Origin of the sequence: Sorangium sp. So ce327 (assembly GCF_051530205.1) — a bacterium.
Taxonomy (GTDB): Bacteria; Myxococcota_A; Polyangia; order Polyangiales; family Polyangiaceae; genus Sorangium; species Sorangium cellulosum_B.
Map to the genome: position 1 here is coordinate 2,324,073 of NZ_CP150330.1, position 26,977 is coordinate 2,351,049.

Genomic DNA, 26,977 nt, shown 5'->3' on the forward strand with positions numbered 1-26,977 from the left:
CGTTGCGATCAAGCGGCCATGAGGTTCACGGGCGACATCGGCTCCTGTCCGGACAGGACCCGAACGACCTCGCTCGCCGCGAATCGTCGGACGAACTCGATCGACTCTTCCGAATAGTAGGCCGCGTGAGGCGAGATGACGACGTTCTCGAGCGAGAAGAGCGGGCTCGTCGGCCTCCAGTCCCGGCGCTTCGCCGGCTCCTCGGCGAGGTCGTCGAGCCCGGCCCCCGCGATCCATCCCTCCTCGAGCGCCCGGTACAGAGCGCCGTCGTCGATGATCGGGCCACGGGCGGTGTTGACGAGGATCGCTGTCGGCTTCATGCGCCGGAGCTCGCGTTCCCCGAAGAGACCATGGGTCCCCTGGGTCAGCGGCGCCTGGATGACGAGGTAGTCGGAGCGCTCCAGGAGCTCGTCGAAGGACACGGGGGCAGCGCCGGCGGCGCGGATCTCGTCCGCGTCGAGAAAGGGGTCGTGCGCCGTGACGCGCACACCGAAGCTCGCCATCCTCGCGGCGACGTTTCGGGCGATCGCGCCGAACGACAGGAGCCCCAGGGTCGCGCCCCGCATCCGGTGGATCGGCCGGCCATCCTGCCAGGACCAGGATCCGCCGCGCGTGGCGCGATCGTATGCGGGCAGCTTGCGGGCGAGCGTGAGCAAGAGCGCCACGGCGTGGTCGGCGACCTCGTCGGCGCACCAGTCGTTCGGCGCGTTGGTGACGCGGATGCCACGGCCGGTCGCCGCCGCGACGTCGACGGTGTCGACCCCGGTGCCGTACCGAGCGATCACCTGGCAGCGCCGGAGCCCCGAGATGGCTCGCCCCTTGACCTCGGCGTACTGCGTGAGCACGCCGACGGCGTCGCGCGCGACGGCCACGACGTCCTCTTCGGTCTTGCACTGCGCGGCGACCAGCTCGAAGCCGGCCGGCTCCACGAGAGAGCGCTCGATGTCGACGTCGCCGAAATCGTAGTCCAGCACGACGACCTTCCCCGTCCGTTCCATGCTCATGGTCCCTACCTCCGTTCCCGTGCCGTTCAGTGTGAGTGGCGAGGCAGCCCGCGAAGCTGAACGAGGTGCTGGTACCGAACGGCCGGCTCGAAGCACGCGCCCGTGGACAGGGGACCGACCGCGTTCCGGTAGATCTCCTGCCATGGCGTCTGGTTCTCGAGCTCCGGCAGCTTCAGGGACCTGCGGCGCTGCTCGATCTCGTCGTCGGAGAGCAACACGTCCACGCGACGCCGGCGCAGATCGACCTGGATGCGATCCCCCGTCCGGATCAGCGCGAGGCCGCCGCCCACCGCGGACTCGGGCGACGCGTTCAGGATCGAGGGGCTGTCCGAGGTGCCGCTCTGGCGGCCATCGCCGAGCGTCGGCAGGGATATCCCCTCTCGAACCAGCGCGTCGGGCGGATCCATGTTCACGACCTCCGCGGAGCCCGGATAGGCGATGGGCCCCGCGTTGCGCATGACGAGGATGCAGCGCTCGTCGATCCCGAGCGACGGATCGTTGATGCGAGCGTGGTAGTCCTCCGGCCCCTCGAAGACGATGGCCCGCGCCACGAAGACATCGGGATTCGCGGGGTCCGACAGGTAGCGGTCGCGGAAGATCTCTCCGATGACGCTGCTCTTCATGACGGCCGAGTCGAAGAGGTTCCCGCTCATGACGAGCAGGCCGGCGGCGCGGAGCAGAGGATCTTCGTACGACCGGATCACGTCGCGGTCGGCGACGGCGGCGCTCGCCACGTTCTCACCCAGGGTTCGTCCCGACACCGTGAGCGCATCCCCGTGGAGGCGGCCTGCGCGGAGCAGCTCGTTCATGACGGCGGGCGCTCCCCCCGCGCGATAGAAGTCCTCTCCCAGGAAGCGCCCGGCGGGCTGGCAGTCGACGAGCAAGTGGACGTCTTGCCCGACCCTCTGCCAATCGTCGTTCGTCAAGTCGACCCCGACGTGGCGCGCGATGGCGTTCATGTGGATGGGGCAGTTGGTCGACGCGCCGATCGCCGAAGCGACGGCGATCGCGTTCTCGAACGCGGCCTTGGTCATGATCGCGCTCGGCGTCAGGTCCTCGTGCACCATCTCCACGATCCGGCGCCCGGTCGCGTAGGCCATCTGCGCCCGCTCCCGGTAGGGCGCCGGGATCGCCGCGCATCCGGGCAGCGACATCCCGACGGCCTCGGCGAGGACGTTCATCGACAGGGCCGTTCCCATCGTGTTGCAGTGTCCGACGCTGGGCGCCGCCGCGGCGACCATGTCCATGAACTCCGCGTAATCGATGCTGCCGGCCGCGAGGAGCCGGCGCGCCTCCCAGATCACGAGCCCCGAGCCGGCGAGCCTTCCGCGGTAATATCCGTTCAACATCGGCCCGCCCGAGAGCACGATCGCGGGCAGGTCGACAGTCGCCGCCGCCATCAGGCAGGACGGCGTTGTCTTGTCGCAGCCCGTCGTGAGGACGACGCCGTCGAGCGGGTATCCGTGGAGCACCTCGACCAACCCGAGGTACGCGAGGTTCCGGTCGAGGGCTGCGGTGGGCCTCTTGCCTGTCTCCTGGAGGGGGTGCGCAGGGAATTCCAGCGGGATCCCGCCGGCGTCACGCACGCCCTCCTTGACCCGGACGGCGAGGCTCAGATGATGGCGATTGCATGGCACGAGGTCGCTCCCCGTCTGGGCGATCCCGATGACGGGGCGGCCGGACTGGAGCTCTTCACGGGTCAGCCCGAAGTTCAGGTAGCGCTCGAGGTACAGCGCCGTCATCTCCGGATTGGTCGCGTCGTCCCACCACGCCTGGCTCCTCAGCTTTCGCTTCTGGTTCATCGCTCTCCTTCCCGGTTCCCGGTTCCTGGACGAGGGGGCGCCACGGCCTACCCAGCAGCGCGAAGCCCTTCATCGCGCGTCGCCATTGCGGCCTCTGCGATGTGGATCACGGTCTTCGCTCCACCACCCCCTGCGCGCAGCAAGGCCGGCGCCTCGTCGAGCGGGATCCGCCGCGCGATCACCCGGCGCGCGGCGTCGGGAAACAGGATCAGGAACTGCTCGAGCATCCGGACGGCTGCCTCGTAGGACTTGCGGCCGGCGTTCACGGTCCCGAACATCAGCTGGTTCTGGAGGACGAGATCGCGCATCAGACCGGATGCGTCGAAGTCGATCGCGGGCCCCGGCGCAGGGATGCCGGTGAGGATGAACGCGCCGTTCGCCGCCAGCGCGGGGAGGGTCTTGAACGCGAACGCCGGCACGCCGACCGCTTCGATGATCACGTCGAACCGCCCGTGGCGCCTCACCAGCCCCGCGACGTCGGTGGACTCGCTCGATACGTAGTCGGCGCCGATGCTGCGCACGAAGAGCGCCTGAGCGCCGTCCGTCGGCTCCCTCGAATACACGACCGCCCGATAACCGTTCGCGACCAGCCCCATCGCCGTGAGCACGCCGATCGGTCCGGCGCCGAGGACCAGGCCCCGCGGTGCGTCGTTCTCCCAGGGCAGGCGCGTCAGGGCGGCGTCGAGCTGGGCGAACGCTTTGGCCACGACGCTCAGCGGCTCGACGAGGACGCCGAGCTCGCCGACCCCCGGAGGGACGGGGACGAGGTAGCGCTCCTCCTCGACGAAGAGCTCGGTCATGAAGCCGCCCGCCCCGGAGATACCGCGCTCGATGAACTCGCCCGTCGCGCAGAAGTCCTGGTGCCCGACGCGGCAGGCCGGGCACTCGATTCTGGCACAGGGCCGACGCACGGTCGGCACCACGAGATCTCCGGGACGAAGGCGAACCATGCCCTCACCCGTCTGCATGACCTCGGCGAGCGCCTCGTGTCCCAGCACGAGCCGGTCCGTCCCTGCCGGGGCGGACCCGTACGTGAACGAGGCAATCTCTCGGTCGGTCCCGCACAGCCCGACCGCGAGGGTGCGGAGCAGCGCGTGCCCGTTCGCCAGCCGCCGAGCCTCCGGTCGGTCTTCCTCCTCGACGAGACACACCACCCTCTCGGCCATCAAGGCAGCGACCGACTTCACGCGTCCCCTCTTCCTGCGAGCACCTGCTCGCTCGTCGTCGTGCGTGCCAGGCAGGGCACGCCGGCGCCGGGTCCCATGGGTCGTTCGTCCGGATGCGGCAAGCCCGTGGCGAGCACTCGCCGGTGACCCACGGCTCTGAAGGGGGCGGCCGCGTCCCGGCGGGCGCGGGGGCGGTGAGCTATCCCGTGGGATCGCGTTTGACCGGATTGGACCTGACTCGACTGGCCGCTTGCTGCCGGCTCTCCACGAGATGCATCAGTGGACGGGCAGCAACGGGGCCACGCCCCGGTTCTTCACGAGCACGACCAGGAACTTCGCGGGCTTCTTGGTGCTCGCGTTCCGGCCGACGGTGTGGATGTCGTTGGGCCCCTCGTAGAAGGTCTGGCCAGGGGTGAGCGTCACCTCCTTGCCGCCTTTCACGCCCATCACGATCGAGCCCTCGAGGACATAGATGAAGCCGTGGGCGTCGTGACGGTGCACCGGATCGGCGCCGCCGGGGGGGTAGTCGACGAGGAGCATCATCACCTCCTTTCCGGGGATGTTCGCGAGCTCCTTCGTCAGGAGCGTCGTGACGACCGGCTCGGGCGCGGCGACAGCGGGGCGGGCGAGCAGGCTCACCGCGACGATCGCCAAGGTGGCGGCGCTCTTCACGAACCGCGAAGTGCGAGAGGCGCAACGGAGATTCTGGAGCATGGGATCCTCGTGGTCGGTCAGGGAGACGCGTCGAGCGCGAGCGCCTTCTGCGCGGCCGGGTCGGCGCGCATGCGTTCGCTGAAGCGGAGAAGCTTGAGGGCAGCGAGGAACCGACGCGGCGTGAAGATCGGCTTGAAGGCCCTGTGCCTACCGGCGTTGAGGAACGCTGCCCAGCGCATCACCTCGTCGCGAGCACGCGGCGTGCCGTCGCCGAGGAGCCGCGTGTCGGGGAACGATCGGCGCGTGAGCACGCGCCGCGCATGTGAAAGAGCTTCACCTGCGCCGCCAGGCACCGGAGAACGATGCCGTCGATTCATGACGGGCTCGTCGCGCGCCCGAGCCATGAATGCACCGCGGGGGTCCGGTGCTCCGGCGCTTCGGGCTCATGGCACATTTACATCAATGGTGGCGCAACCTTCGGCGCGCGTGACGGTGTGGGCTCGATCCGCGCGGCTTCGCCGGGCGCCACCCCTCACCCCAGGGCATCGCCTGAGCATATACTGGGTGGCGGAGGTTCGGTCATGCCGGTGCGAAGCAGGCGGGTTTGGTGCTGGGCGCCGATTGCGGCGGCAGGGCTCGTCGCAGCAGGAGGCCCATTGGCTTGCGGTAGGGTGCTCCTTGACGATCCGGGCGCCGCGGGCGACAGGGAAGGGGGAAGCTCCTCCGAGGTCGACGGCTCCGGGGAGGCCGGGGACACGGCGTCAGGAGGAGGTGTTGGAGGAAGTGGCGCGGGCGGAGCCACGGGCAACGGCTCCGGCACGGGTGGCCTCTTCGGATCGGCTGGGTCGAGCGATGGCGGCGCGTCCGCGAGCTCGGGCAGCATGGGCGCGAGCAGCACGAGCGGCGGGGTTCCGGAGGGAACCGGCGGGAGCGCGGGGGCACCCGCGGAGCTGGACTGCGCCACGGCGCGGCCCATCTCGAGCTCGCTCGACGTGAAGCACCAGGTCGATATCGACGATTTGCCGCTCATCTCGGAGGTCCAGGGAGACCTGACGCTCAGCGAAGGGGTGAACCGGCTGCACCGCCTTGGCTGTCTGCGGCACGTCACGGGCACGATCACCATCCGGTACACGCGTAACCTGCCCACGCTCGAGGGGCTCGAGCGGCTCGAGTCCGTCGCGGCGGGGTTGACGATCGTGAACAACGATACGCTCGCGAGCATGACGGGGCTTCATGGCCTGAAGGTCGTGGATGGCTCATTGAACATCCATTCGAACCTCCGCCTCGCTGACCTGGGCGGACTCGAGAGTCTGACGACGGTGCGCCATGGCATCCAGATCGAGAACAACCCGGTCCTGGCGAGCCTCGCCGGGCTGCGCAACCTGACCGGCACGGGCGCAGTGGCGCTCAAGTCCAACCCGGCTCTCAGGAACTTGCAGGGCCTCGACGGCGTGAGTCAGCTCGCCAACCTGCTCGTCGTCGGCAACGCGAAGCTCGAGAGCCTCGGGGGGCTCTCGGCGCTCGAGACTGTCTACCAAGATCTCACCATCGCGAGCAACGCCGTGCTCACTTCCATCGATGGACTCTCTGCGCTCCGGGCGATCGAGCAAAACCTCACCATTTCAAACAACCCGGAGCTCACCAGCATCGATGGACTCTCTTCGCTCGAGCGGATCCACTACGGTCTCGAGATCACGACGAACCCGAAGCTCCCCACCTGTGAAGCGGAGGAGCTCCGTGAGCGGACCGGCGTTCCAGAAGCGTATGTGAGCAACAACGACGACTCGGCGACGTGCCCCTGACGACGGGGCGTGGCGCGCCGTCGCGCGCGGGGCTGCGCAACGGCGCGGGCGTTCGCTCGACGCGCCTGGTGAGCGAAGGGCACCGCCGCGCCGTCTACCTGCGCAGGAGGCGTCCCTGCCGGGTCTTGCTCGTCAGCGCGCCGTCCTGCGCCGCCACCGCGTCGCCCGAGCTGGCTGACCGGCATCGCTTTAAGATCTGTTTAAGGAGCGCCCCCGCCGCCCGCTCCCATAGTTCCTCCGTACGGCGAAAGCGCCCGCCGAACGGAGGACCTCATGCCCCGCTCCCTTGTCGCTCCTTTCCTTTATGTCGTTGCTCTCCCCGCCGCCCTTGCCGCCTGCGGCTACGTCGAGATCGCCCCGCACGGCACCTCAGGGGGCAGCGGCGGCGGTGCTGCCGTCACGGGGACCGGCGGCGGTGCTGCCGTCACGGGGAGCGGCGGCGGTGCTGCCGTCACGGGGAGCGGCGGCGGTGCTGCCGTCGCGGGGAGCGGCGGCGGTGCTGCCGTCACGGGGACCGGCGGCGCCGGCGCCGGTGGCGAGGATGCTCCCTCGACCGGCTCGACAAGCACATCGACCGGCCCGGCGCCGGCTCCCTCCTGCGCTGCCGCAGAGTGCGCCGTGCGCATCGCGGAGGGCGCTCCGAACTGCGCCATCACCGCCTCCGGAAAGGTCTTCTGCTGGTGGCGCGGCGTTTTCCGGCAGGAGCGCCTGGCCGGCCCGGTCGAGCGTCCGGGCCTCGGCGACGTCGTCGCTGCGTCTAACCATCCCATGCACATGTGCTTCCTCCACGCTGACGGGCGCGTCTCCTGCCAGGGTTCGGACATCAACGGGCCGCTCTTGCTGCGCAGCATTCCCGAAGAGGAGATCAGCGAGGTGCCCGTCGTGCTTCCAGAGCTCGAGGGGGTCGTCCAGCTCTCCGTGGGTTACGAGGTTGCCTGCGGCGTCCTCGGCTCCGGCAACGTCCTCTGCTGGGGCGACCCCTTCTCGCCGTTGCTCGGCGTCGAGGGCGCCGGGCGAATGGAGGCGCCGGTCCCGGTCACGGTCACCGGTGTCGACGACGCGGTGCAGGTTGGGGCGAGCCACACGCACACTTGCGCGCTGCGGGGCACCGGAGATGTGGTGTGCTGGGGACGGCTCACCACCGGTGAGACGACGGACACGGCCGTGCGCGTCGAGGGCGTCGAGGGCGCCGTCGAGATCGCGGCCGGCTGGTCCAACGACTGCGCCCGCCTCGCGACGGGCAAGGTCGTCTGCTGGGGCAGCGATGGCTCCTCCTCGCACGCCGAGCCGGTCGAGGTGCCCGGGCTCGACGATGCGATCCAGGTGAGCGCCGGGTACTCCCGGTACTGCGCGCTCCGGCAGGGCGGCAGGGTCGTCTGCTGGCGGTTCTCCGCGAGGATGACGCTGGAGGCGATCGACATCCCGGAGGCCGTTCACGTCACTGCCGGCTACAAGGAAGCCTGCGCCGCCCTCGCGAGCGGCGAGATCGCCTGCTGGCCCACGAACAACAGAGATGTCTACGTGTTCGGGCTGTAGCCTCGGCGCTCTCGTACGGGGTCGTCCGGACACCGTCGTCGCAGTGGAGCACGAGCGCGCGCCTCGCCTCGGAGCAGCGCCCGGCGTACCTGGTCGCGGCCGTCATCGCTCGCCGGCACCCCGAGCCGCGCCGTGTTGAGGGTCACGATGGTTCGCGCCACGCTCGAGCCCAGGCGAGGTCTGAGGTAGGCTTCCCCGCCCATGAGCCTGCTGCTCTCGATGACCTCTTGCCCCAACTGCGGCGCGCCGCTCTCCGTCGAGCCGGGGCTGCGCAACGTCATCTGCATCTTCTGCAACACGAGTCTCTTCGTCGAGCGGCCCGCCACCGGCGGCGCCCTCGCGCAAATCAGGGCGCAGAGCGTCTCGAAGGACGACATCGAGCGCGTCAAGCAGCTGCTCGTCGACGGCAAGCGCGACGAGGCCATTGCCCACTATGTGCGGGCAGCGTCCGTGTCCAGAGACGAAGCCGAGCGGGCCGTGGAGAGCGTGTTGCTCTCGGCCTACTGGACGCTCGTCCGTCACTTGCCGATCAACGGCTTCGGCTTCTTCCTCCACGCGGTCTTCGTCTTCGGGGGCGCCGGGATCGCCGCCTGGGCCGCAACACAGGCCGTCGAGTCGCCGGCGTACCTGGCGCTCGTCGCGGCGGGGGGCCTCTTCGCGATTCTACAGCTCGCGCGGTTCCTGCGGCACCTCGCCTCCACCCTGGTCGCATCGTTCGGTTCCCTCGGCCGCGGGCGCGTCCTCCGTTGCTCGGTGGTGCGGGAGTTCGTGAAGCAAAATGGCTTCCTCGTCGTGGTCGTCTTCGAGGTCGTCCCCGACGACGGCAGTCCGGCCTTCGTCGACCAGGAGACCCTCCTCGCCGGCGAGGAGTCTCTCCGGAAGCTCTCGCCGGGCAACGTCGTCCGCGTGCGCTTCGATGGCGCTCGCAAGCGCGTCTTCCCGACCACCCCCGTCACCGTGCTGGCGACGGGGGTCTGACGCGGGGGGTCTGCGGCTCGGCGTCCGGAAGGCTCACGGCATCGCCGATGCGGCTCGGGACGCGCACGTGCCACGTGTCCCCCACGGGCAACGGCGCTAGCGAGGAGCCGCTTGAGATGAGCTCACTCCCCGCATCACCTTTCCGCCAGGAGCCCATGCGAGCTCCCATCTTCGCCGTGCGCGCGGCTCGCGACCCCGCACGTGCTCGCAGCTTGCCGCGCCGCCCCCCCGCTGATAGCTCGCTGGACGCAATCAGGAAGCGAGGGGACGTATGAGCGAATACCGAACAATCGCGGCGGCGCCGGTGCTGGTGGCGGCGTTCCAGGATCAGATCTTCGGCGTCGACCCGGCCACCGGGCGCGTGCTCTGGGAGTACAAGCAGGCCGGGGTCGGTTTCTCTTCCACAGCGCTCCTGATCACGCCTGCGGCGATCTACGCGGCGAGCTTCAGCAGCGTCGCCTGTCTGCATTACCCGACGGGCGAGCTGCTCTGGGAGGTGAAGGCCGCCACGCAGGGCCGCGCCACGCTCCTCCTGGAGGGAGACCGGCTCTTCGTCGCCAAGCAGGGCGAGGTGGAGTGTTTCTCGCTCACCGGCAAGAGCCTCTGGCACAACCAGTTCAAGAGCAAGGGGATGGGCCCGGTCGCCCTGGGCGTGCCGGACAATGTGGCGCAGCCGGACGACAAGGACTGACGCCCCCCGGCGCTACGCCGCCCGCGCCTCCCAGTCGATCTGGTACGCGTGCACGCGCGCCTGCACCGCCGCGCCGAGCCGCGGCGGCACTAGGGCGACAAACGGGTTGAAACCACGAGAAAAAGCAGGAATTTCACAGGGAGACGGGGAGGCGGGGAGCGAGAGACGGCAAGAGAAAGAAATTCATTGTTTCTTCCTCCCCGCCTCGTATGGTCCTCCCCATCTCCGGCCCTCCGATCAGCTGGTTCGCTGTCGGCGCCGCGGGCCTGCTCTTCGCGTGCTTCGTCCAGCGACGCCGCCGGCGCGCGCGGGATCGCTTCCCGCCGCTCGCCGGCGCCCTGGCGGGCACCCTCGACGAGAGCGGCTGCATCACGTTCGATGAGCCGCTCCCGGGCATGCGCCTCCCGCCCGACGACGACTCCCCCGCCGGACGGGTGCTCGTCGTCTCCGGCGCTGCGGCCCGTCCCGCGACCTACCGCAGCGCGGTGCAGCTCGGCGCGGTCGAGGTCGTCCACGGCGAGCGGGACGAGCTGATGGCCGAGGCGCGCGCCGAGCTCGTGCGCCTCGACGCCGTGGCGCTCGCTGCCGCGCTGCTCACCGCCGGCCCGCTCGTCCCGGCCGCGTGGAGCCACTACATCAACTACATTTCCGTCATCTACTGACGGCCGGCGGAGGGCCATAAGGCCCGTATGCCGCTCGGAGCCGCAAGCGACATGGCTGACCTCTCGCCTACGGTGGGACCGGCGATGCCCTGAGCCGCGCCGTCTCCCTCGGAGATGAGGTGGCGGCCCGGGTCATTCACGAGGCGATGGGTCGGCTGCTCGGCCCGCCGCCAGCACCGCCGGTGTTCGATGGATCTACGCTATGGCGCTGGACAGCATTTGGGCCTTGCGGCGCAGAGCCGATTCGTGAGATTCTCCGTGGGGGGAGGTCACAAAAGGCGACGGGCTAGACAGACCTGGTCCGGCGGCTTCGGTTGACCAATCGACGGATAGTTAACCAGATGAAAGAAGACTGGGCGAGCAGAGGAGCGCGACCGCCTCCTTCCCATTGAGGCTTTCGAAGGATGCGGGAGGGGTAAACTGTGGGCCGGCGCGACCACGAACGAACCTACCAGGAGCCTACGAGCGCAGCGGACAAGAGGGCCGGGTTGCTTGCTCGGTTGTATCGCGCACCTGATCGCTGGCCGAGAATGAACCCGCAGGAGCTCCGGCATCTCGAGCGGCTGGTCGCCGACCTTCCTCCCGATGACCGCTCGTACGTCCTGCTCCGAGCATTCGTTGCGCCGCCTGCCAATGGGTACCTCGCGCAGCAGTACGCGGGAGAGCTGCTCACGCGGCTCCGCCCACCGTGCTCCAGTCCGCTCACAGACCTGCTGCGCAGTGTTTTGCCAAATTGGGACCGATCAGTCAGCGGAGGTCGAGCGTCGAGCCAGGGCTTGGGGGACCACCTCGCCCAGCAGCTGTCACTCCGAACTTGCCGTCATGTACCCGGCGTCCTGTGAAGGTCATCCCTGAAGAGTGAACCCGATGCACATCCCTGATCTTTCAGAGTGGACTTACAACACGCACGGCAACGACGGGTACCAGTACCGCTCGGTGGGCTGGCTCGGCGGCGCGGTCACGCACCCGGGGGACACCGACCCCACCATCGTCGCCACGCTTCGGTTCTTGTGGAACGTCAATCAACTCCCCGATGACTACCGGGGGTTGCATACCTGTGAGATCTGCGGCGAGAACCATGACAAGGGCGAGTTCTTCGTCGAAGACCAAGCCGTACGCTTCGTCCTGCCGAACATGGTGCTCCACTACATCGAAGCGCATCATTACAGGCTCCCGGATGTCGTCGAGGCCGCGGTCCGGCGCCGCTCCCAGGAACGGCACGGATCGCCACACGACTCACCACCACCTGATGGCCGCGGTGGCAATTTGTGGAGACGTTTCGTGCGTCTTATGCGAAGCAGGTGACCGCGGGCGATGCCGCGGCGGAGGGCGCCCCGTTGGGCTGGCGCAAGATAGCGTGTCAGGCGGCCCCGCGGAGGCGGCCGGACGTGCTAGACACTCGTCTCATGGTACGGAAACACACAAACACGCTCGTTCGTGCACGCAGCATGCTCTCGGTGATGGCGTTGGCGCTGGCCCTCGGCGCGTCCGCGTGCGGCTCCGACCCGCCGCAGACGCCCGGCGAAACCCCCGACGCCTCCTCCGGCGGTGGCCCCCCCGGCGACGGCGGCGGCCCCTCCGGCGGCGGCGGCCCGTCCGGCGACGGCGGCGGCCCCGACACACCCGATCCCGACCCGAGCGACGCCATGTTCGATCCCGACCACGTCATCGAGGTGGGAATCACCCTGGCGCCCGAGGACTGGGAGACGCTCCGCCGCCAGTCCCGCGACGTCTCGGAGGTGTTTGGCGAGGGCTGCATGGAGGGCCCCAAGAGGAGCCCTTACACCCAGTTCCCCGCGACCGTCACCGTCGACGGCACCACGCTCGAGATGTCGTCCGTCCGCAAGAAGGGCTTCCTCGGTTCCGCCAGCCTGTCGAAGCCGTCGCTCAAGGTGAGCTTCGACGAATACGTGGACGGGCGCGAGTACGCCGGCCTCGAAGGGATGACCCTCAACAACGCCCGTCAGGATCCCTCGCTGATCAAGACGTGCCTCGCGTTCAAGGTCTTCCGCGACGCCGGCCTGCCCGCCTCGCGCTGCAACTTCGCCCACGTGACCGTCAACGGGCAGGACCTCGGCATCTACGCGCACGTGGAGCCGGTCGGGAAGCGCCTTCTCGAGCGCCATTTCACGGACGCGAGCGGCGACCTCTACGAGGGCCAGGTCAGCGACTTCCGCGACGGATGGACCGCCACGTACGAAAAGAAGACCAACGAGGACGACCCCGACCTGAGCGAGCTCGACGCGGTCTCCGCCGCGCTCCTGGCCAGCGACGCCGAGCTCGACGCGACGCTCGGCGCGGTCCTGGATATCGAGACCTTCCGGCGGTACTGGGCCACCGAGTCGCTGCTCGGCGCGTGGGACGGCTACGCGGGCAACACGAACAACCACTTCGTGTATTTCGACCCGGCGTCCGGGAAGATGTCCTTCTTGCCGTGGGGCCCCGACATGTCATTCGACGCGGAGGACCCGCTCGGCCCGCCAGGGCGGCCGCAGTCGGTCTCGGCAAAGGGCGCCATCGCGAACCGGCTCTACCAGACCCCGGAGCTCCGCGCTGCCTATGCCGAGGCGATGATGGACCTCCTCGAGACGGCCTGGAATGAGGACGCGCTGCTCCTCGAGATCGACCGGATGGAGGAGCTCCTGGCGCCGTACGTGCGCGCGGACGCGGCGGCCGTGAGGGGGGCGACCGACGCGATACGGAGCTTCGTGAGCGGGCGCCGCGCCACGATCACCGCCGAGATCGCGCCGACGCCCCCCGCGTGGACGTTCCCGCAGCCCGCCATCGCGTGCCTGACGACGGTCGGGACCGTGAAGGGCACGTTCTCGACGACGTGGGGGTCGCTCACCGAGCCGGATCCCTTCGCCGCGGGGACGGGGACGTTCGACGCCGCGTTCCCTGCGGATGACCCGCAATCGGCCCGGACCGTCGGCTCCGCGGCGGGCTATGAAGGCTCCGAGCCAGGGGTCGAGTCCATCACGAGCGGCCGCGCCCAGGTGACGGTCGTCGGGAGCTTCCCCGACGGGACGGTGCGCGCCCTCGTGTTTGTCGTGGACCCGGAGGTCTTCGCCGCCGGAAAAGAGGGCCCGTACGACTGGCAATCGGTCCTGGCGTTCGCGCTTGATTTCACGCAGTCGGAGCCGGCGCTCACGGGCTTTTTCGGCGACGGCAAGATCCACTTCGACGAGGCCTCGACGGAGTCGGGAGCGCCGGTCACGGGCTCCTTCGAGGCGACCGTCCTCGGAGGCGGTCTATTCTGACGTGACGCCGATTCTGCTCCGCCCGGCAGGACGGCGCTGGTCGTCGCGCTCGGCCTCGGGGTCGTGATGCTCGGCGGGAGCCTGTTCGCGCTGTGGCCGCGGGGGTGGTGGTCTCGCGTCGCGGGAGCGCGAGGGGCCCGGTGGACGAGGCGGTGGCCGCTCGTCATCGCCCGGCTTCTCTGGCGGGATTTCTGACATGCGGAACGATGGATCCATCGCTCATCTCGCGCTCCGGCGCGATCCTGTTGAAGCGGTCGGAACCGAACGTCCCTGAGCGTCAGCGAAGGCTATGGCCGCCCCGCCTACCTGCGCAGGAGGCGCCCCTGCCGGGTCTTGCTCGTCAGCGCGCCGTCCTGCGCCACCACCTCGCCGGTGATCAGGACGGCGCGGATCCCCGTCGGCGGCGCGTCGGCCCGCCGCGGCGTCGTGTTGTCCGCCACCGTGGCCGGATCGAACACGACGAGATCCGCCCAGTGCCCGGGCAAGATGCGCCCCACGTCGCGGAGCCCGATCCGCTCGGCGGGCAGCGAGGTCATCCGGCGCACGGCCTCCTCGAGCCGGAACAGGCCGGCGTCGCGGCTGTAGTGGCCGAGCACCCGCGGGAACGTGCCAAATGACGCCGGGTTGTGCTGGCCGCGCCGGGTGAGGATCGCGTCGGTCTCGAACGCGCAGAGCGGGTGCGAGAGCACGGCCCGGAGCGGCTCGTCGTGCGCATCGACGCCCGAGTACGTGTTCAGGAGGACGCGCGCCTTGCCGTCGCTCACGCGGGCGACATGCACGTAGGCGTCGAACTCGCTCCCGCCGAGGCGCCCCGCGATCGCCTCGAAATCGAGCCCCTCCAGCGCCGCGAGCTCCGGCGCTCCGCCCCAGAGCAGCCGGATGTCGGCATACGAGAGCCCGAGGAGCCGCCGGAACATCGCGAACTCCCGCCGGAGCCGGCGGAGGACGGCCGGGTCGCCGATGCGGGCGCGGAAGTCGTCGAGCACCCAGGCGGGGAAGAGGGCGTTCACCGTGGTGTTGCCGACCGTGTAGGGGAACGCGTCGAAGGCTGCGTCGACCCCTCTGTCCACGGCCCGCTCGATCGCGCGGAGCACCCAGGGCACCGTGGGCCACGTCCGCCGGCCGATGAAGATCTGGTGCGAGAGCTGGATCTTCGCGCCGCTCTCCTCGGCCAGGCCGAGCAGCTCGCGGACGGAGCGGAGGTTGTGCGGCGGGCCGAGGAGCAGCGGCCTGTAGAACGGCGATATCCACGTGTAGGCCCGGCCGTGGACCGTGAACACGCCCCCTTCGTCGGCCACCGCCCGGAGCAGCGTCAGGAGCTCGTGCCTTCCCGCGAAGACCCCGGGCGTGTAGGCCAGCCCGGCCGAGAGCCCGAACGCGCCCTCGCGGAGCGACGCGCGCGCGAGCGCGCAGAGCGCGTCCATCTGCTCCTGGCTCGGGGGAGCGGCGCTGTTGCCCATGACCGCCTGGCGGAGCGTGCCGTGGCCGACCAGGAGCGCCGCATTGACGAGCAGCCCGCCGGCCTCGAGGGCCGCCAGCAGCTCGCCCATCGAGCGCCACCGGTAGGCGAGCGCTCCGTCCTTCAGGATCTCCGCGGAGTGCTCCACCAGCGGAATCGACGCCTCGGTGACCGGGGCAGGGGAATGACCGCAATTGCCCGCGACAACGGTCGTGATGCCCTGGGCGACCATCGGCGCGAGGACGTCCTCGTGGTCGGGCAGCGCGAGCAGCCAGTCGACGTGCGAGTGGATGTCGATGAAGCCGGGCGCGACGGCGAGCCCGCTGGCGTCGAGCGTCCGCCCTCCCGCGAGCGCGCCTGGCCCGGCGATCGCGGCGACCTTGCCCTTCTGGATCCCGAGGTCCGCCACGTAGCGAGGCTGGCCGCTGCCATCGAGGATCGTTCCCCGCGAGATGACGAGATCGAAGTCCATCTGCATACCTCCTCGAGAAGCTCGTTCGCGGACCACGCCGAACCGTGGGAAGCCCACCGGACCGGGGCATCGCCGTGGAGCGGAGCATGAGCTCCGCGCGGGCCGCGCGCCCGCCGATCCGGGCTCCGTCGCGCTCGCGCCCCGGCGGCCGCGCCCTTCGAGCCGCTGCCCCGACAGCATGAGCCCGGGCGCTCGCCCGTTCACGCTCGCGCCGCGCGCCCTCCGCATGAGCCCGCCGGTGTGCAGCCCGAGCCCAGCGATCTGCCCCGACCGGGCCCAGGCCGCGCCTCGCAGTGCAGTTCGCTCCGCTCGACCCCGCGAGATCGCCTGGCCCCGCGATTGTATCCGCGGCTGTCGCAGTCCTGCGGCGGGTCGACTCGACCCGCGAGGGACCGGGGGAGTCCATGGATCGAACAGCGAGCGCGCCTCGACGCGGGCGTCTCTCTCTGCGCCCGCTCGCCGAGCGGCCGCGGTGCAGCATCGTCATTCCCTGTTACAACGAGGAGCGCTACATCGAGGACGTCCTCCGCTGCGCCCTCGAGCAGCGTTATCCTCCAGAGCTCCTCGAGATCTTCGTCGTCGACGGCGGCTCGACCGACAGGACACGGGAGCTCGCCGGCCGCGTCGCGGCGGAGGATCCACGGGTGACGCTCCTCCACAACCCCGACCGGATCCAGGCCGCCGCGATGAACATCGGCATTCGCCGGGCGCGAGGTGAGGTGATCGTCCGGATGGACGCCCACGCCGACTACGCCGGCGACTACGTGGCTGCGTCGGTCGCGGCGCTCCGGAGGACCGGCGCCCTCAACGCGGGCGGCGCGGCGCGGCCGCGCCACCGGAACGGCTTTCAGCGGGCGCTCTGCGTCGCGCTCTCGAGCCCCCTCGGCGTGGGCGGCTCGGCGTACCGGGACCCGTCGCGCGAGGGGTTCGTCGAGTCGGTGTTCAACGGGGCTTTCCGGCGCGAGGCGTTCGAGATCGCCGGCCTCTACGACCCGGCCGCCATCACCAACGAGGACGCCGAGCTGAACCAGCGCATCATCGAGGCTGGCGGCGCGGTCTACCTGTCCCGGGAGATCGTCGCCTATTACTACCCGCGCTCCTCGTTCGCCGCGCTCTTCCGGCAGTATTTCGCGTATGGCAAGGGGCGCGCGCGCACGCTGCTGTGCCGCCGCAGGTTCCTGTCGCTCCGGCCGGCGCTGCCGTTCTTCATGGTGACGGCCGGAGCGCTGCTCGCGCTCGCGTCGGCGCTCGCGCCGGCGGTCCGCCCGGCGCTGGCGCTCGCCTCGCTCGCCTATGCCGCGCTCGTGATCGCGGAGTCGCTCCGGCTCGCGCGGCGCGCCTCGCCGCGCGATTTCCCCCTGCTCTGCGCCATCTTCCCCGCGGTGCACGCCGCGCACGGGCTCGGGTTCTGGGCCGGCCTGCTCCGCGGCGCGCGGGACGGCGCCGGCCGGCGCGAGGCCGAGCGCCTTCCGGCGCCGTGAGCGCGAGCAGCGCGGGTGATCCCCGGGTTCAGCGGCCCGGACGCGGCGCGAGCGGCGGCGCGGCGCGTTGATCGCCCGCGTTCGCTTTGGTATGTTTGCGCCGTGAGCGTACGCGGGACGTCGTTTGCATCGTTCTCCTCGGTCGCGGCCGAGCTCATCGAGCTGTCCCGCTTTTGCCATGAGCGCGGCTGGACGCCGGCCACGAGCGGCAATTTCTCCGCCCGGCTCGGCGACGACACCCTCGCGATCACGGCGTCCGGGCGGCCCAAGGGCGCGCTCGGCGTGTCGGACATCGTCGTCGTCAATGCGGACGGCCGCCTGACCGGGCCCTCGCCGGCCCGCCCGTCGGCCGAGACGGCGCTGCACTGCCAGCTTTACCGGCACTCCAGCGAGATCGGCGCCGTCGCGCACACCCACTCGCGGGCGGCGACGGTGCTGTCGCGCCGGTGCGCGCAGGAGGGGTACGTGACCCTCTCGGGCTACGAGGTGGCGAAGGCGCTCTCCGGGATGACGACGCACTCCGCCACGGTGCTGCTCCCGGTCTTCGTCAACACGCAGGACATCCGGAAGCTGGCGGAGGACGTCGATGCGTTCATGTCGGCGCATCCGCCCGTGTATGGCTACCTCATCGCAGGTCACGGCCTGTACACATGGGGCTCGGACATCCCGAGCACCATCCGCCACATCGAGGCGATCGAGTTCATGCTGGACTGCGCGCTGCTGGAAGGAGGGCTATCATGAGCCGATTGCGGGTTTACCGGGAGAGCGACCCGACGAGGGCCGACGAATACACGACGCTCGAGGACATCACCCGCGTCGCCGCAGAGGCGCAGATCCGCTTCGAGCGCTGGTCCGCCGAGCGCCCGCTGCCGCCGGGCACGGCGCAGGAGCGGGTGCTCGAGGCGTACGCGGGGCCGGTGAAGCAGCTCTCCGAGGCGTGCGGGTTCGTGACGGCGGATGTCGTGTCGGTGTCGCCGGGCACCCCCAACCACGCCGAGCTCAGGCGGAAGTTCCTGGACGAGCACATTCACACCGAGGACGAGGCGCGCTTCTTCGTCGAGGGGCGAGGGCTGTTCTGCATTCATCACGGCGAGCGCGTGCTCTCGTTCCTCGTCGAGAAGGGCGATCTCATCAGCGTACCGGCCGGGACGCGGCACTGGTTCGACATGGGGCCTGAGCCCTCGTTCACCTGCATCCGGTGGTTCTCCGACCCGAGGGGATGGGTCGCCGAGCACACCGGGTCGGACATCGCGTCGCGCTTCCCGCGGCTCGAGGCGTGAGCATGGCGCCGCTCCCTGCCCGCGCGGTGCTCGTCGACATCGAGGGGACGACGACCGACGTGCGCTTCGTGCACGACACGCTGTTCTCCGTGGCGCGCCGGGATCTGGCCGCGTACGTCGCGGCGCACGCCGGGAGCCCGGAGGTCGAGGCCGCCCGGCGCGCGGTCGCGCGCGAGCGGGGCGAGGGCGAGCGGGCGGTGAGCGACGGCGAGCTCGCGGCGGCGCTGCTCGCGTGGATCGACCAGGATCGCAAGGAGACGACGCTGAAGGCGCTCCAGGGCAAGATCTGGCGCAGCGCCTACGAGTCGGGGGGGCTCCGGAGCCACATCTACGCAGACGTGGAGCCGGCGCTGCGGAGATGGCGAGACCTCGGGGTGACGCTCGCCGTGTTCAGCTCCGGGTCCGTCGAGGCGCAGCAGCTCCTCTTCCGGCACACGACGGCCGGCGATCTCACCGGCCTGTTCACGGCGTTCTTCGATACGACGACCGGGCCGAAGCGAGAGGCGGGCGCTTACCAGCGGATCGCGGAGGCGCTCGGGCTGCAGCCGGGAGAGGTGCTGTTCCTGTCCGACATCGTGGCCGAGCTCGACGCGGCGGCGGCCGCCGGCATGCGCACGGCGCAGCTGCTCCGGCCGGGGACGGCGCGGGACGCGGAGAGCCGCCACGCCGTCGCGGAGCGCTTCGACGACATCGCGCCGTAGCTCGCCAGGCGGCGGCTCGTTCCGCTTGGCGCGCGAGTGACCGCGCTGACATCCTTGGCGCGCATGCTTCACGGCAGACTGCTCGCCGGCCGGTTCGAGGTGGTCGAGCTCGCGGGAACGGGCGGGATGGGCGCTGTCTACCGGACCGTGGACCGCGCGAGCGGCGATGTCGTCGCCGTGAAGCTGCTCGGCGATCTCGACGCGCAGGCGGCGGCGCGCTTCGGTCACGAGGCGCGGGCGCTCGCCACGCTCGATCACCCGCACGTCGTGCGTTACGTGACGCACGGGGTGGCGCCCACCGGGGAGCCTTATCTGGCGATGGAGTGGCTCTCCGGCGAGAGCCTCTCGGCCCGGCTGTCGCGGCGACCGCTGGACGTGGAGGAGAGCGTCGCGCTCGTGCGCGCGGTGGCGGACGCGCTCGGCGCGGCGCACGCGCGCGGGATCGTCCACCGCGACATCAAGCCGAGCAACCTGTTCCTCCCGGGCGGGGCCGCCGACCGGGTGAAGGTGCTCGACTTCGGCATTGCCCAGCTCTCGGGCGCCTCGGCGCGGCTGACGCGGACAGGGGCCCTCGTGGGCACCATCGGCTACATGGCCCCCGAGCAGGCCAGCGGGGAGCGCGCGCAGCTCGACGCGCGCGCGGACGTCTTCTCGCTCGGGTGCGTGCTCTTCGAGTGCCTGACGGGTCGTCCGGCGTTTCACGGGCGGCACTTCATGACCATCCTGACCAAGCTCCTCCAGGAGGAGCCGCCGCGGGCGAGCGCGCTGCGGCCCGAGGTGCCGCAGGCGCTCGACGAGCTCCTCGCGCAGATGCTGGCCAAGCGCCCGGAGGGGCGCCCGGCCGACGGCGCGGCCGTCGTGCGCTGCCTCGACGCGCTCGGCGCCTCGACGGCGGGCGGCGCTCGCTCCAGCCTGGCCGCCGTCGAGCTCGTGACCGCCTCGGAGGTGTGGCTCTGCTCGGTCGTGGCCGTCGGGCCGGCGGACGTCAGCGCGCCGGCGTCGACGGAGATCGTGCCCGCCGGTCGAGCGCAGCGGAGCGCGGTCGCCGCCGTCCGGCGCGAGACCTCGCCCCTCGGCGCGGTCGTGCAGGAGCTGGCCAGCGGGGCGGTCGTGGCGATCCTGGCGGCGGGGGCGGGCGCGGGCAGCGCCACCGACCAGGCGGCGCTCGCGGCCCGCTGCGCGCTGCGGATCGGCGCGTCGGTCCCCGGAGCCAGCGTCGTGCTGGTGACGGGGCGCGGCGAGTCGACGGGACGGTCGCTGCTCGGCGAGGTCCTGGACAGGGCGGCCCTGCTGCTCGACGACGCGGCCGCCCGGGGCCGCCCGGGCCGCCTCCGCGTCGCTGTCGACGCCGTGACGCGGGCCCTGCTCGACGCGCGCTTCGAGGTCGCGGAGCAGGACGGGCTCTCCTGGGTGGAGGCGGAGCGCGAGGTCGCCGACGGCGCGCGCAGGCTGCTGGGCAAGCCGAGCCCCTATGTCGGTCGCGCTCGGGAGCTGCGCAGCCTGCTCGATCTCGTCGAGGAGAGCTTCACCGAGCCGCGCGCCGCGGTGGCGCTCGTGACCGCGGCCGCGGGGGTGGGCAAATCGCGCCTGCGTCACGAGCTGGTCCAGGCGCTGCGGCCGCGCCATCCCGAGCTCGTGCTGGGCGTCGGCAGCGGGGACTCCATCGGCGCGGGCTCCGCGTTCGCGATGCTCGCCGGGTCGCTCCGGGGCGCGCTCGGGATCGCGGCCGGCGAGGCCCCCGAGGCGCAGCGGGAGAAGCTCGCCCGGGCCGTGGGCCAGCTGTTCGCGGGGGAGCAGCAGCAGCGCGTGGCCTGCTTCCTCGGCGAGCTGCTCGGCGTTCCTCTCGCCGACGGCGGGCCGCTGCTGCGGGCCGCGCGGCAGGACCCGGCGCACATGGCCGACCGGATCCAGGAGGCCTACCTGGACTACGCGCGCGCCGTGACGAGCGCGCGGCCCATGCTCGTCGTCCTCGAGGATCTGCACTGGGGAGATGCGCCTTCGGTGAAAATCTTCGATCACGCGCTGCGGGCCCTCGGCGAGCGCCCCTATGGGGTGCTCGCGTTCGCCAGGCCCGAGGTCCACGAGCTCTTTCCCCGGCTCTGGATCGAGCGAGGGCTCACGCAGATCCGGCTGCGCGAGCTGTCCGCGCGGGCCGCCGAGCAGCTCGTGCGCGGCGCGCTGGGCGCGTCGGTCGCGCCGGAGACGGTGGCGGCGATCGTCGATCGGGCGGCGGGAAACGCCTTCTACCTGGAGGAGCTCGTCCGGGCCGTGGCCGAGGGGCGCGGCGGTGCGTTGCCGGAGACGGTGCTGGGCATGGTCGAGGTGCGCCTCGCGGCGCTCGATCCCGAGGTGCGGCGGCTGCTCCGGGCGGCGAGCGTCTTCGGGGATGTGTCGTGGATCGGCGGCGTGAGCGCGCTCGTCGGCGCGCGCACCCCGGCGTCGGGGGCGAGCGACGCGGACGCCTGGGCGGAGCTCTTCGATCGCGAGATCCTCGAGCGCCGCCCGAGCTCGCGCCTCGCGGGGCAGGAGGAGATCGCGTTCCGTCACGCGCTCCTGCGGGAGGGGGCTTACGCGATGCTCACCGAGCGCGACCGGGCGGTCGGGCACAGGCTCGCCGGGGAGTGGCTGCTCTCGGCCGGCGAGCAGGATCCGATGGTGCTGGCCGAGCACTTCGCGCGGGGCGGGGATGGGCCGCGCGCGGGGGGGTTCTACCTGCGCGCCGCCACCCTGGCGCTCCACGGGGCGGACGTGCAGGCGGCGCTCGCGCGGGTGGAGAAGGGGATCGCTTGCGGGGCCGAGGGCGAGCGGCTGGCCGAGCTCCACCTGCTCCGGATGAACGCCCTCATCTGGACCGACGACGCCGCGCGCGCCCACGCGAGCGCGCTCCAGGCGCTCGAGCTCGCCGCGCCCGGGAGCCTCGCTTCCTGGCGCGCCCTGAGCGGCGCGATGTACTGCGTCGCGCTCTGCGACGACCGGCGGGCCGTGGAGGTGCTGATCCCGCGCCTCCTGGCCGAGGAGCTCCCCGTCGACGTCCTGAGCCCGGAGCTCGCGACCCGGATCGTCTTCAGCCTGCTCTGGGACGGGAGGACGGCGCTGGCGGAGCGGATCGTGCGCCGGCTCGAGCACGTCATCGCGCCGGCCGTCGAGGGCGATCTCCATGCGGCCCTCTGGATCGAGCTCACCCGCGGCTTCTGGCGCTGCCATGCGGCGCGGGACCTGTGGGGAGCGCTCCAGGCGAACCTCGCCGCCGCGCGGCGCGCCGAGTCCCTCGGCAGCGGGCTGTTCGTCGCCTGGGCGTGGATGCTGGTGGCGATCGATTACACGAGGCTCGGCGACATGGCCGCCGCAGAGGAGTGCCTCGATCGCGTGCTCGCGACCGAGGGCCTGCTCGACTACGTGTTCACGACCTCGGTGACGTGCCGGATCGTCTCGCTCCTCCAGCGGCGCAGGCTCACCGAGGCGGTGGAGATGTCCAGCAGCCTGCTCCAGCACATGCTCGCGCGCGGCCATCGCAGCCGGAGCGTGATCCCGCGGCAGCTCCTCGCCGAGGGGCGGCTGCTCCTCGGCGATCTCGCCCAGGCGGAGGAGGAGCTCTGCGCGGCGGGGGATCCGGCGGTGATGGCGCCCTTCGCCGGGGCCGTGCATCTCTCGTTGTTCGCCGAGATCCGGCTGCGGCAAGGGCGGACGGAGGAGGCCTGCGCGATGGCCGGCGAGGCGCTCGCGCTCCAGCGGCAGGCTGGCACGGTCTTCCTGCTGCGGCAGGAGGTGATCCCTGCGCTGTACGCCGAGGCGCTGCACGCGAAGGGCGACGCGGAGGCGGCGCGCGCGGTCGTCCGAGAGGAGCGTGGGGCGCTGCTCGCTCGCGCGGCCAGGATCGAGGAGCCTGCGTTCCGGAGGAGCTTTCTCGAGAACGTGTCCGCGAACGCACGGACTCTGACGCTCGCGCGGGTGTTGCTCGGGGAGTAAGGCTCGGACGGCTGCAGCGGAGCCAGCGGTGGAGGGCGTGCTGCGCGGGGGGGCGGCGGGGCTGTCCCACAAACTCGCGCCTTTTGGGGGGCTATTGCCCGCTGTGCGGGAGGCGAGATCGGGGGGCGACCGGCTGCGCTGCGGGCCGGCGCTCGGGGTTTGTGGGGGCCTGCCCCGCCGCCCCCCCGCGCAGCACGCCCTCCACCGCTGGCTCTTTCCAGGGGGGCCGCCAGATCGAGGTGCTGTAGAGTGACGCGCGACTGGCCGCGTGAAGAGGGATCGGGTCATGAAGGAGCTGGAGAATTTGAGACCGCCTGCGGCGCTCGAGGAGATCGAGCGGACCACCGCGGAGATCGGGTTTGCCATGGCGAGTGACAGGCAGACGGGCTCGATGCTGCGTACGCTCGCCGCCGCCAAGTCGGGCGCTTTCCTCGAGCTCGGGACCGGCACGGGCATTTCTACGTGCTGGATCCTCGATGGCATGAATGCCAGCTCCACGCTCGTCTCCGTGGAGCACGACGAGAAGGTCCAGGACGTGGCGCGGCAGCACCTCGGAGGCGACCCCCGCCTCACGCTCAAGAACATGGATGGCGAAGCCTTCTTGCGGTCGGTCCGGGGGCAGCAATTCGAGCTCGTTTTTGCCGATACATGGCCGGGCAAGTACTACGCCCTCGACGAGGCGCTGAGCCTGATCAAGCCCGGCGGGCTCTACGTCATCGACGACATGCTCCCTCAGCCCAACTGGCCTGATGACCACGCTCCCAAGGTGGCAGAGCTGATCGCCGCTCTCGAGCGACGCCAGGATCTCGTGCTGACCAAGCTCTGCTGGTCGTCAGGGCTCATCATCGCGACCAGGATCGGTCGCGGCTAGAGAACGAGAGAACGGCCGCGCCCCCATGGTCGAGGAGCTGCCGGCAGGTCCAGCGACGGCTGTCACAGCAATCCTGCGCCGGCCCAGAGCCCGGGCTCGTACGCCACGAGCGCGTCCACGTCGTCCGAGGCGAGCACGAGGAAGCTCAGCGGCGAGAAGCCGAGGAACAGGTGCGAGGTGATCGGGAACTGGATCCCCCACCCGAAGCGAGCGCCGAAGGCGCCCACGCTCTCGAAGTAGGGAGAGTCGAAGAAGATGCGGTGGTAGCCCGGCGTGATCCCGACCGACATCTCGACGTGCGATCCGACCCCCATCACGAGCCGGAGCGGCACGCCGACCGCGAGCTGGTTGACGTCGGTGGTCGAGACGGTCCGGAGCTCGACGCCGACCTCGAAGCGGCGCGCCTCGCTCAGACGGAGGCGGGCGAGGACGTCGAGATCCACGGACATCCCGTCCTTCACCGCGAAGCGCCCCGGCACGAAGTAGCCGGAGATCCCGAGCGAGAGCGCCATCCGCCGCGCGTTGGCCTCGGCCTGATGACCCGTCGCGGGCTGCTCCGCGGCGCGCTCCGGCGACGTATCCGGGGCGCCCCTCTGCGGCTGCGCGGCAGCCGCCGGCGAGGGAGGGAGGGCCGCGGGGTATCCGCCCGCCGCGGGCGGCGGGTAGGGGTAGGGCGTGGGATACCCGCCCGCGGGCGGCGGGTAGGGGTAGGGCGCGGGGTACCCGCCCGCGGGCGGCGGGTAGGGGTAGGGCGCGGGGTACCCGCCCGCGGGCGGCGGGTAGGGGTAGGGCGCGGGGTACCCGCCCGAGGGCGGCGGGTAGGGGTAGGGCGCGGGATACCCGCCCGAGGGCGGCGGGTAGGGGTAGGGCGCGGGATACCCGCCCGCGGGCGGCGGCGCGTATGGCTGGGCCGCGGCCTCGCCCGCGGCGAGGCTCAGGGAGGCGAGCGCCACCAGCGCGGGCGCCACGGCGGCGGCGCGCCGCGCGCTGCGAGCGCGGCGCGCGAGCGCGACGGCCGCCGCGAGCCCCAGCAGGAGCGCCAGCGAGACGAGCTGGCCGGTGCTGAGCCCCCCGTACACGCCGCGCCCGGCGTCCCCGCGGAGGAGCTCGATGAAGAACCGGCCCGCCGCGTAGAGCGCGAGCCATGTCCCGAACGTGCGCCCGTCCCGGTGCCCCCGGACGAGCCAGAGGGCGGCGAGCGCGCTCGCCATTGCCCCGAGCGCCGCCTCGTAGAGCTGCGTGGGGTGCACGGGCAGGCTGGGCGCGCCGAGGGGCACCCAGCCGGCCGCCGCGTGGTCCGCCGCCGCGGGGCTGCCGGCAGGGAACCGGACGCCCAGCGCGCCCCCGGTGACGCGGCCATAGTCGCACCCAGCGAGGAAGCACCCGGTGCGCACGCAGGCGTAGGTGAGCCCGAGCCCGGGCACGAGCCGGTCGAGGAACGGGAGCACGGCCGCGCCGCGGCGGTAGAGGACCAGGCCGGCCACGGCGACGCCCGCGATGAGGCCCCCGTAGGCGGCGCGGCCGGCGTGGAGCATCGGACCCCACGAGCCCCTCGCGAGCGCCTCGGGCGCGGCGCGCAGCGCCTCAAAGACGTAGCCGCCCAGGAGCGCCGCGACGTAGCCCGAGAGGAGCGCCCGGCCCTCCACGGCCACGTCGCCCCGATCCCTGCGCACGAGCCAGAAGAACGCCGCCGCCCCGAGGAGCCCCGCGAGGGCGACCATCACGGTGTAGGTCGGCGCGAGCCACGGCGGCAGGCCGTGGCGCTCCAGCCAGAGCATCACCGCCCGGTTCACGGCCGCCTCCGAATGTGCAGCAGCATGTAACCCGCGGGCAGGAGCAACCAGAACGCGGCGCCGAGGGGCACGGGCGCGCCCGGGCGGCCTCCTCCGGGATCGCGCCGGCCGGCGCTCAGCTTGCAGCTCGAGTTGCTGCCGGTGGAGGGATCGCCGTCCTTGCAGTTCTGGTTGCAGTCGCGGCAGTTCTGGTTGCAATCGCTGCAGTTCTGGTTGCAATCGCTGCAGTTCTGGTTGCAACCCGCGACGTCCTCGTTGCAGCTGTCGCAGCCGCCGCCGCAGCTGCCGCAGTCGTCCCCGCCCGACGTGCCGCTGGGCGCGCTCGGGGTGACGGCCGGGACCGTCGGGCTGCCGTACTGGAGGCAGCGGTCGAGCAGGGCCATGCAGCCCTCGTCCCCGGCGAACGCCAGCGCGCCGTCGCGCCCCGCGATCGGCAGCGCGGCGCACGCGCCGCTGCCCGCGGACAGGACGCACTCCTTGACCCCGTCGACGCTCAGCAGCGCGAGGACGCAGAGCGCCTCGGCGTTCAGCGCCCCGGCGTTGACCCAGGAGCACTCTGCCTGCGCGTCCGCGAACGTCGGGTCGGTGCGGTCGTGCTCGCACTGCCCGGCCACGGCGCAGGTGCACACGTCCCGCACCTCGGCGGCGCACTCCGCGACGGACGAGGGGAGGTGATAGGGGTTGAAGCGCACGGATCGCGGCTCGCTCCGGGGCCACGCGGGCCTCGCGGCGCCGTCCGAGGGGGTGGGGAGCGCGGGCGCGTCCTTGGGCGAGAGGGCGCTCAGCGCGACGAGCCACGCGGCGTTGACGTACACCGTGTGATCCTGGGCGACGACGCCCGCGGGCAGGCCGGTGACGCGGACGAGGGCCTGCGCGTCCGCGCGCCGCGCGAGCTCCGCCAGGATCTCGCCCGCCCGGCCGCCGAGCGCCGCGTCCTCCAGCGGAGCGGTCTCCGGCGACGCCGGCGGGCCCGCGAGGGCCGGCGCGGATCGATCGAGCGGCGCCTCGGGGCCGTGCCTCCCCGCGACGGGCGTGACCGAGCGGAGCACGAACCCATCCTCGGACGGCTCGAGCGCGCCGAGGACGATCGCGTCCTTTCCCACCTCGCCCCGCGCCGCGTCCGCGTTGCGGACCAGCGCGGGGACGCTCGCGATCTCCGCGCCGTCGATCGCCGTCTCGTCCCCCTGCTCGCCGTGCGCCTCCTCCAGCCGCACCGCCACGTCGTGCAGGACCTCTTCCGGCAAGGCGGCGAGGACCTCCGGCGCGGCGCTCAGCGCGTCGCGCAGCGGCAGGTCGTCGTACGGCGGTGTCTCCGCGCCGCACGCGCCGAGCGCCGGGAGCGCCAGCAGCGCGACAGCACGGAAGTTCGCTCTCTCGATGAAGGCCTTGGTTCGCATGC

The 26,977-nt window shown here is 71.6% G+C and carries 21 protein-coding genes; 13 read left to right on the plus strand and 8 right to left on the minus strand.

All coding sequences use genetic code 11. The features are described from left to right. Positions 1-8: 8 nt before the first annotated feature. The 5 genes from WME95_RS08755 to WME95_RS08775 all read right to left on the minus strand — a co-directional run bounded on the left by WME95_RS08755 (position 9) and on the right by WME95_RS08775 (position 4,937). The gene (locus WME95_RS08755; RefSeq protein WP_437907962.1) at positions 9-1,004 is read right to left on the minus strand and encodes a C-terminal binding protein; all 996 of its coding nucleotides are present in this window, start codon (positions 1,002-1,004) and stop codon (positions 9-11) included. A gap of 26 nt (positions 1,005-1,030) precedes the next feature. Next, positions 1,031-2,806 (minus strand): IlvD/Edd family dehydratase, encoded by a 1,776-nt coding sequence (locus WME95_RS08760; RefSeq protein WP_437907963.1) that lies wholly within the window; start codon positions 2,804-2,806, stop codon positions 1,031-1,033. A gap of 47 nt (positions 2,807-2,853) precedes the next feature. After that, complete coding sequence (locus tag WME95_RS08765) at positions 2,854-3,993, minus strand: glucose 1-dehydrogenase (RefSeq protein WP_437907964.1); 1,140 nt, start codon at positions 3,991-3,993, stop codon at positions 2,854-2,856. A gap of 255 nt (positions 3,994-4,248) precedes the next feature. Next, entirely contained in the window at positions 4,249-4,686 is a 438-nt protein-coding gene (locus tag WME95_RS08770) for a cupin domain-containing protein (RefSeq protein ID WP_437550859.1), read from the minus strand. Between the two features lie 17 nt (positions 4,687-4,703). Beyond that, positions 4,704-4,937, minus strand: coding sequence for a hypothetical protein (locus WME95_RS08775; RefSeq protein WP_437907965.1), 234 nt, complete (start codon positions 4,935-4,937; stop codon positions 4,704-4,706). Positions 4,938-5,297: 360 nt separating this feature from the next. On the opposite strand from WME95_RS08775, the gene WME95_RS08780 reads away from it, so the two are divergent. From WME95_RS08780 to WME95_RS08810, 7 genes are all read left to right on the plus strand, one after another. Beyond that, positions 5,298-6,428 carry a hypothetical protein gene (locus WME95_RS08780; RefSeq protein ID WP_437907967.1) on the plus strand — a complete coding sequence of 377 codons (1,131 nt, stop codon included), beginning with the start codon at positions 5,298-5,300 and terminating at the stop codon, positions 6,426-6,428. A gap of 273 nt (positions 6,429-6,701) precedes the next feature. Continuing rightward, entirely contained in the window at positions 6,702-7,964 is a 1,263-nt protein-coding gene (locus WME95_RS08785; protein ID WP_437907969.1) for an RCC1 domain-containing protein, read from the plus strand. Between the two features lie 201 nt (positions 7,965-8,165). After that, positions 8,166-8,942: a hypothetical protein gene (locus tag WME95_RS08790; protein WP_437907970.1), complete on the plus strand. Its 777-nt coding sequence runs from the start codon at positions 8,166-8,168 to the stop codon at positions 8,940-8,942. 271 nt (positions 8,943-9,213) lie between these two features. Continuing rightward, positions 9,214-9,633: an outer membrane protein assembly factor BamB family protein gene (locus WME95_RS08795; protein WP_437550867.1), complete on the plus strand. Its 420-nt coding sequence runs from the start codon at positions 9,214-9,216 to the stop codon at positions 9,631-9,633. 209 nt (positions 9,634-9,842) lie between these two features. Beyond that, positions 9,843-10,295: a hypothetical protein gene (locus tag WME95_RS08800; protein ID WP_437907971.1), complete on the plus strand. Its 453-nt coding sequence runs from the start codon at positions 9,843-9,845 to the stop codon at positions 10,293-10,295. Positions 10,296-11,162: 867 nt separating this feature from the next. Beyond that, a complete protein-coding gene (locus WME95_RS08805) occupies positions 11,163-11,600 on the plus strand; it encodes a hypothetical protein (protein WP_437907972.1) in 438 nt (145 codons plus the stop codon). Between the two features lie 155 nt (positions 11,601-11,755). Then, a complete protein-coding gene (locus tag WME95_RS08810) occupies positions 11,756-13,555 on the plus strand; it encodes a CotH kinase family protein (protein WP_437907973.1) in 1,800 nt (599 codons plus the stop codon). A gap of 302 nt (positions 13,556-13,857) precedes the next feature. On the opposite strand, the gene WME95_RS08815 is transcribed toward WME95_RS08810, so the two are convergent. Next, entirely contained in the window at positions 13,858-15,486 is a 1,629-nt protein-coding gene (locus WME95_RS08815; protein ID WP_437907974.1) for an N-acyl-D-amino-acid deacylase family protein, read from the minus strand. A 404-nt stretch (positions 15,487-15,890) separates the two neighbouring features. On the opposite strand from WME95_RS08815, the gene WME95_RS08820 reads away from it, so the two are divergent. From WME95_RS08820 to WME95_RS08845, 6 genes are all read left to right on the plus strand, one after another. Next, complete coding sequence (locus WME95_RS08820; protein ID WP_437907975.1) at positions 15,891-16,967, plus strand: glycosyltransferase family 2 protein; 1,077 nt, start codon at positions 15,891-15,893, stop codon at positions 16,965-16,967. A 102-nt stretch (positions 16,968-17,069) separates the two neighbouring features. Beyond that, positions 17,070-17,708 carry a methylthioribulose 1-phosphate dehydratase gene (locus tag WME95_RS08825; RefSeq protein ID WP_437550900.1) on the plus strand — a complete coding sequence of 213 codons (639 nt, stop codon included), beginning with the start codon at positions 17,070-17,072 and terminating at the stop codon, positions 17,706-17,708. Then, positions 17,705-18,247, plus strand: a complete 543-nt coding sequence (locus tag WME95_RS08830) for a 1,2-dihydroxy-3-keto-5-methylthiopentene dioxygenase (protein WP_437550902.1) — start codon at positions 17,705-17,707, stop codon at positions 18,245-18,247. Before WME95_RS08825 ends, WME95_RS08830 begins: the two co-directional genes overlap by 4 nt. A 2-nt stretch (positions 18,248-18,249) precedes the next feature. Then, entirely contained in the window at positions 18,250-18,948 is a 699-nt protein-coding gene (mtnC, locus tag WME95_RS08835) for an acireductone synthase (protein WP_437907976.1), read from the plus strand. A gap of 63 nt (positions 18,949-19,011) precedes the next feature. Then, positions 19,012-22,914 carry a protein kinase domain-containing protein gene (locus WME95_RS08840; protein ID WP_437907977.1) on the plus strand — a complete coding sequence of 1,301 codons (3,903 nt, stop codon included), beginning with the start codon at positions 19,012-19,014 and terminating at the stop codon, positions 22,912-22,914. 286 nt (positions 22,915-23,200) lie between these two features. Then, positions 23,201-23,785, plus strand: coding sequence for an O-methyltransferase (locus tag WME95_RS08845; protein WP_437907978.1), 585 nt, complete (start codon positions 23,201-23,203; stop codon positions 23,783-23,785). Between the two features lie 62 nt (positions 23,786-23,847). On the opposite strand, the gene WME95_RS08850 is transcribed toward WME95_RS08845, so the two are convergent. Together WME95_RS08850 and WME95_RS08855 are read right to left on the minus strand one after the other, a co-directional pair. Next, positions 23,848-25,578: a prolipoprotein diacylglyceryl transferase gene (locus WME95_RS08850; RefSeq protein ID WP_437907979.1), complete on the minus strand. Its 1,731-nt coding sequence runs from the start codon at positions 25,576-25,578 to the stop codon at positions 23,848-23,850. After that, positions 25,575-26,975: a hypothetical protein gene (locus tag WME95_RS08855; RefSeq protein WP_437907980.1), complete on the minus strand. Its 1,401-nt coding sequence runs from the start codon at positions 26,973-26,975 to the stop codon at positions 25,575-25,577. Before WME95_RS08855 ends, WME95_RS08850 begins: the two co-directional genes overlap by 4 nt. Positions 26,976-26,977: the final 2 nt, after the last annotated feature.

Coding starts and splice junctions, on each gene's coding strand:
- mtnC (WP_437907976.1), top strand. CDS start 18,250: ATGGCGCCGCTCCCTGCCCGCGCGGTGCTCGTCGACATCGAGGGGACG.
- WME95_RS08770 (WP_437550859.1), bottom strand. CDS start 4,686: ATGCTCCAGAATCTCCGTTGCGCCTCTCGCACTTCGCGGTTCGTGAAG.
- WME95_RS08805 (WP_437907972.1), top strand. CDS start 11,163: ATGCACATCCCTGATCTTTCAGAGTGGACTTACAACACGCACGGCAAC.
- WME95_RS08855 (WP_437907980.1), bottom strand. CDS start 26,975: ATGCGAACCAAGGCCTTCATCGAGAGAGCGAACTTCCGTGCTGTCGCG.
- WME95_RS08755 (WP_437907962.1), bottom strand. CDS start 1,004: ATGAGCATGGAACGGACGGGGAAGGTCGTCGTGCTGGACTACGATTTC.
- WME95_RS08820 (WP_437907975.1), top strand. CDS start 15,891: ATGGATCGAACAGCGAGCGCGCCTCGACGCGGGCGTCTCTCTCTGCGC.
- WME95_RS08800 (WP_437907971.1), top strand. CDS start 9,843: ATGGTCCTCCCCATCTCCGGCCCTCCGATCAGCTGGTTCGCTGTCGGC.
- WME95_RS08845 (WP_437907978.1), top strand. CDS start 23,201: ATGAAGGAGCTGGAGAATTTGAGACCGCCTGCGGCGCTCGAGGAGATC.
- WME95_RS08795 (WP_437550867.1), top strand. CDS start 9,214: ATGAGCGAATACCGAACAATCGCGGCGGCGCCGGTGCTGGTGGCGGCG.
- WME95_RS08785 (WP_437907969.1), top strand. CDS start 6,702: ATGCCCCGCTCCCTTGTCGCTCCTTTCCTTTATGTCGTTGCTCTCCCC.
- WME95_RS08760 (WP_437907963.1), bottom strand. CDS start 2,806: ATGAACCAGAAGCGAAAGCTGAGGAGCCAGGCGTGGTGGGACGACGCG.
- WME95_RS08810 (WP_437907973.1), top strand. CDS start 11,756: ATGGCGTTGGCGCTGGCCCTCGGCGCGTCCGCGTGCGGCTCCGACCCG.
- WME95_RS08790 (WP_437907970.1), top strand. CDS start 8,166: ATGAGCCTGCTGCTCTCGATGACCTCTTGCCCCAACTGCGGCGCGCCG.
- WME95_RS08815 (WP_437907974.1), bottom strand. CDS start 15,486: ATGGACTTCGATCTCGTCATCTCGCGGGGAACGATCCTCGATGGCAGC.
- WME95_RS08840 (WP_437907977.1), top strand. CDS start 19,012: ATGCTTCACGGCAGACTGCTCGCCGGCCGGTTCGAGGTGGTCGAGCTC.
- WME95_RS08830 (WP_437550902.1), top strand. CDS start 17,705: ATGAGCCGATTGCGGGTTTACCGGGAGAGCGACCCGACGAGGGCCGAC.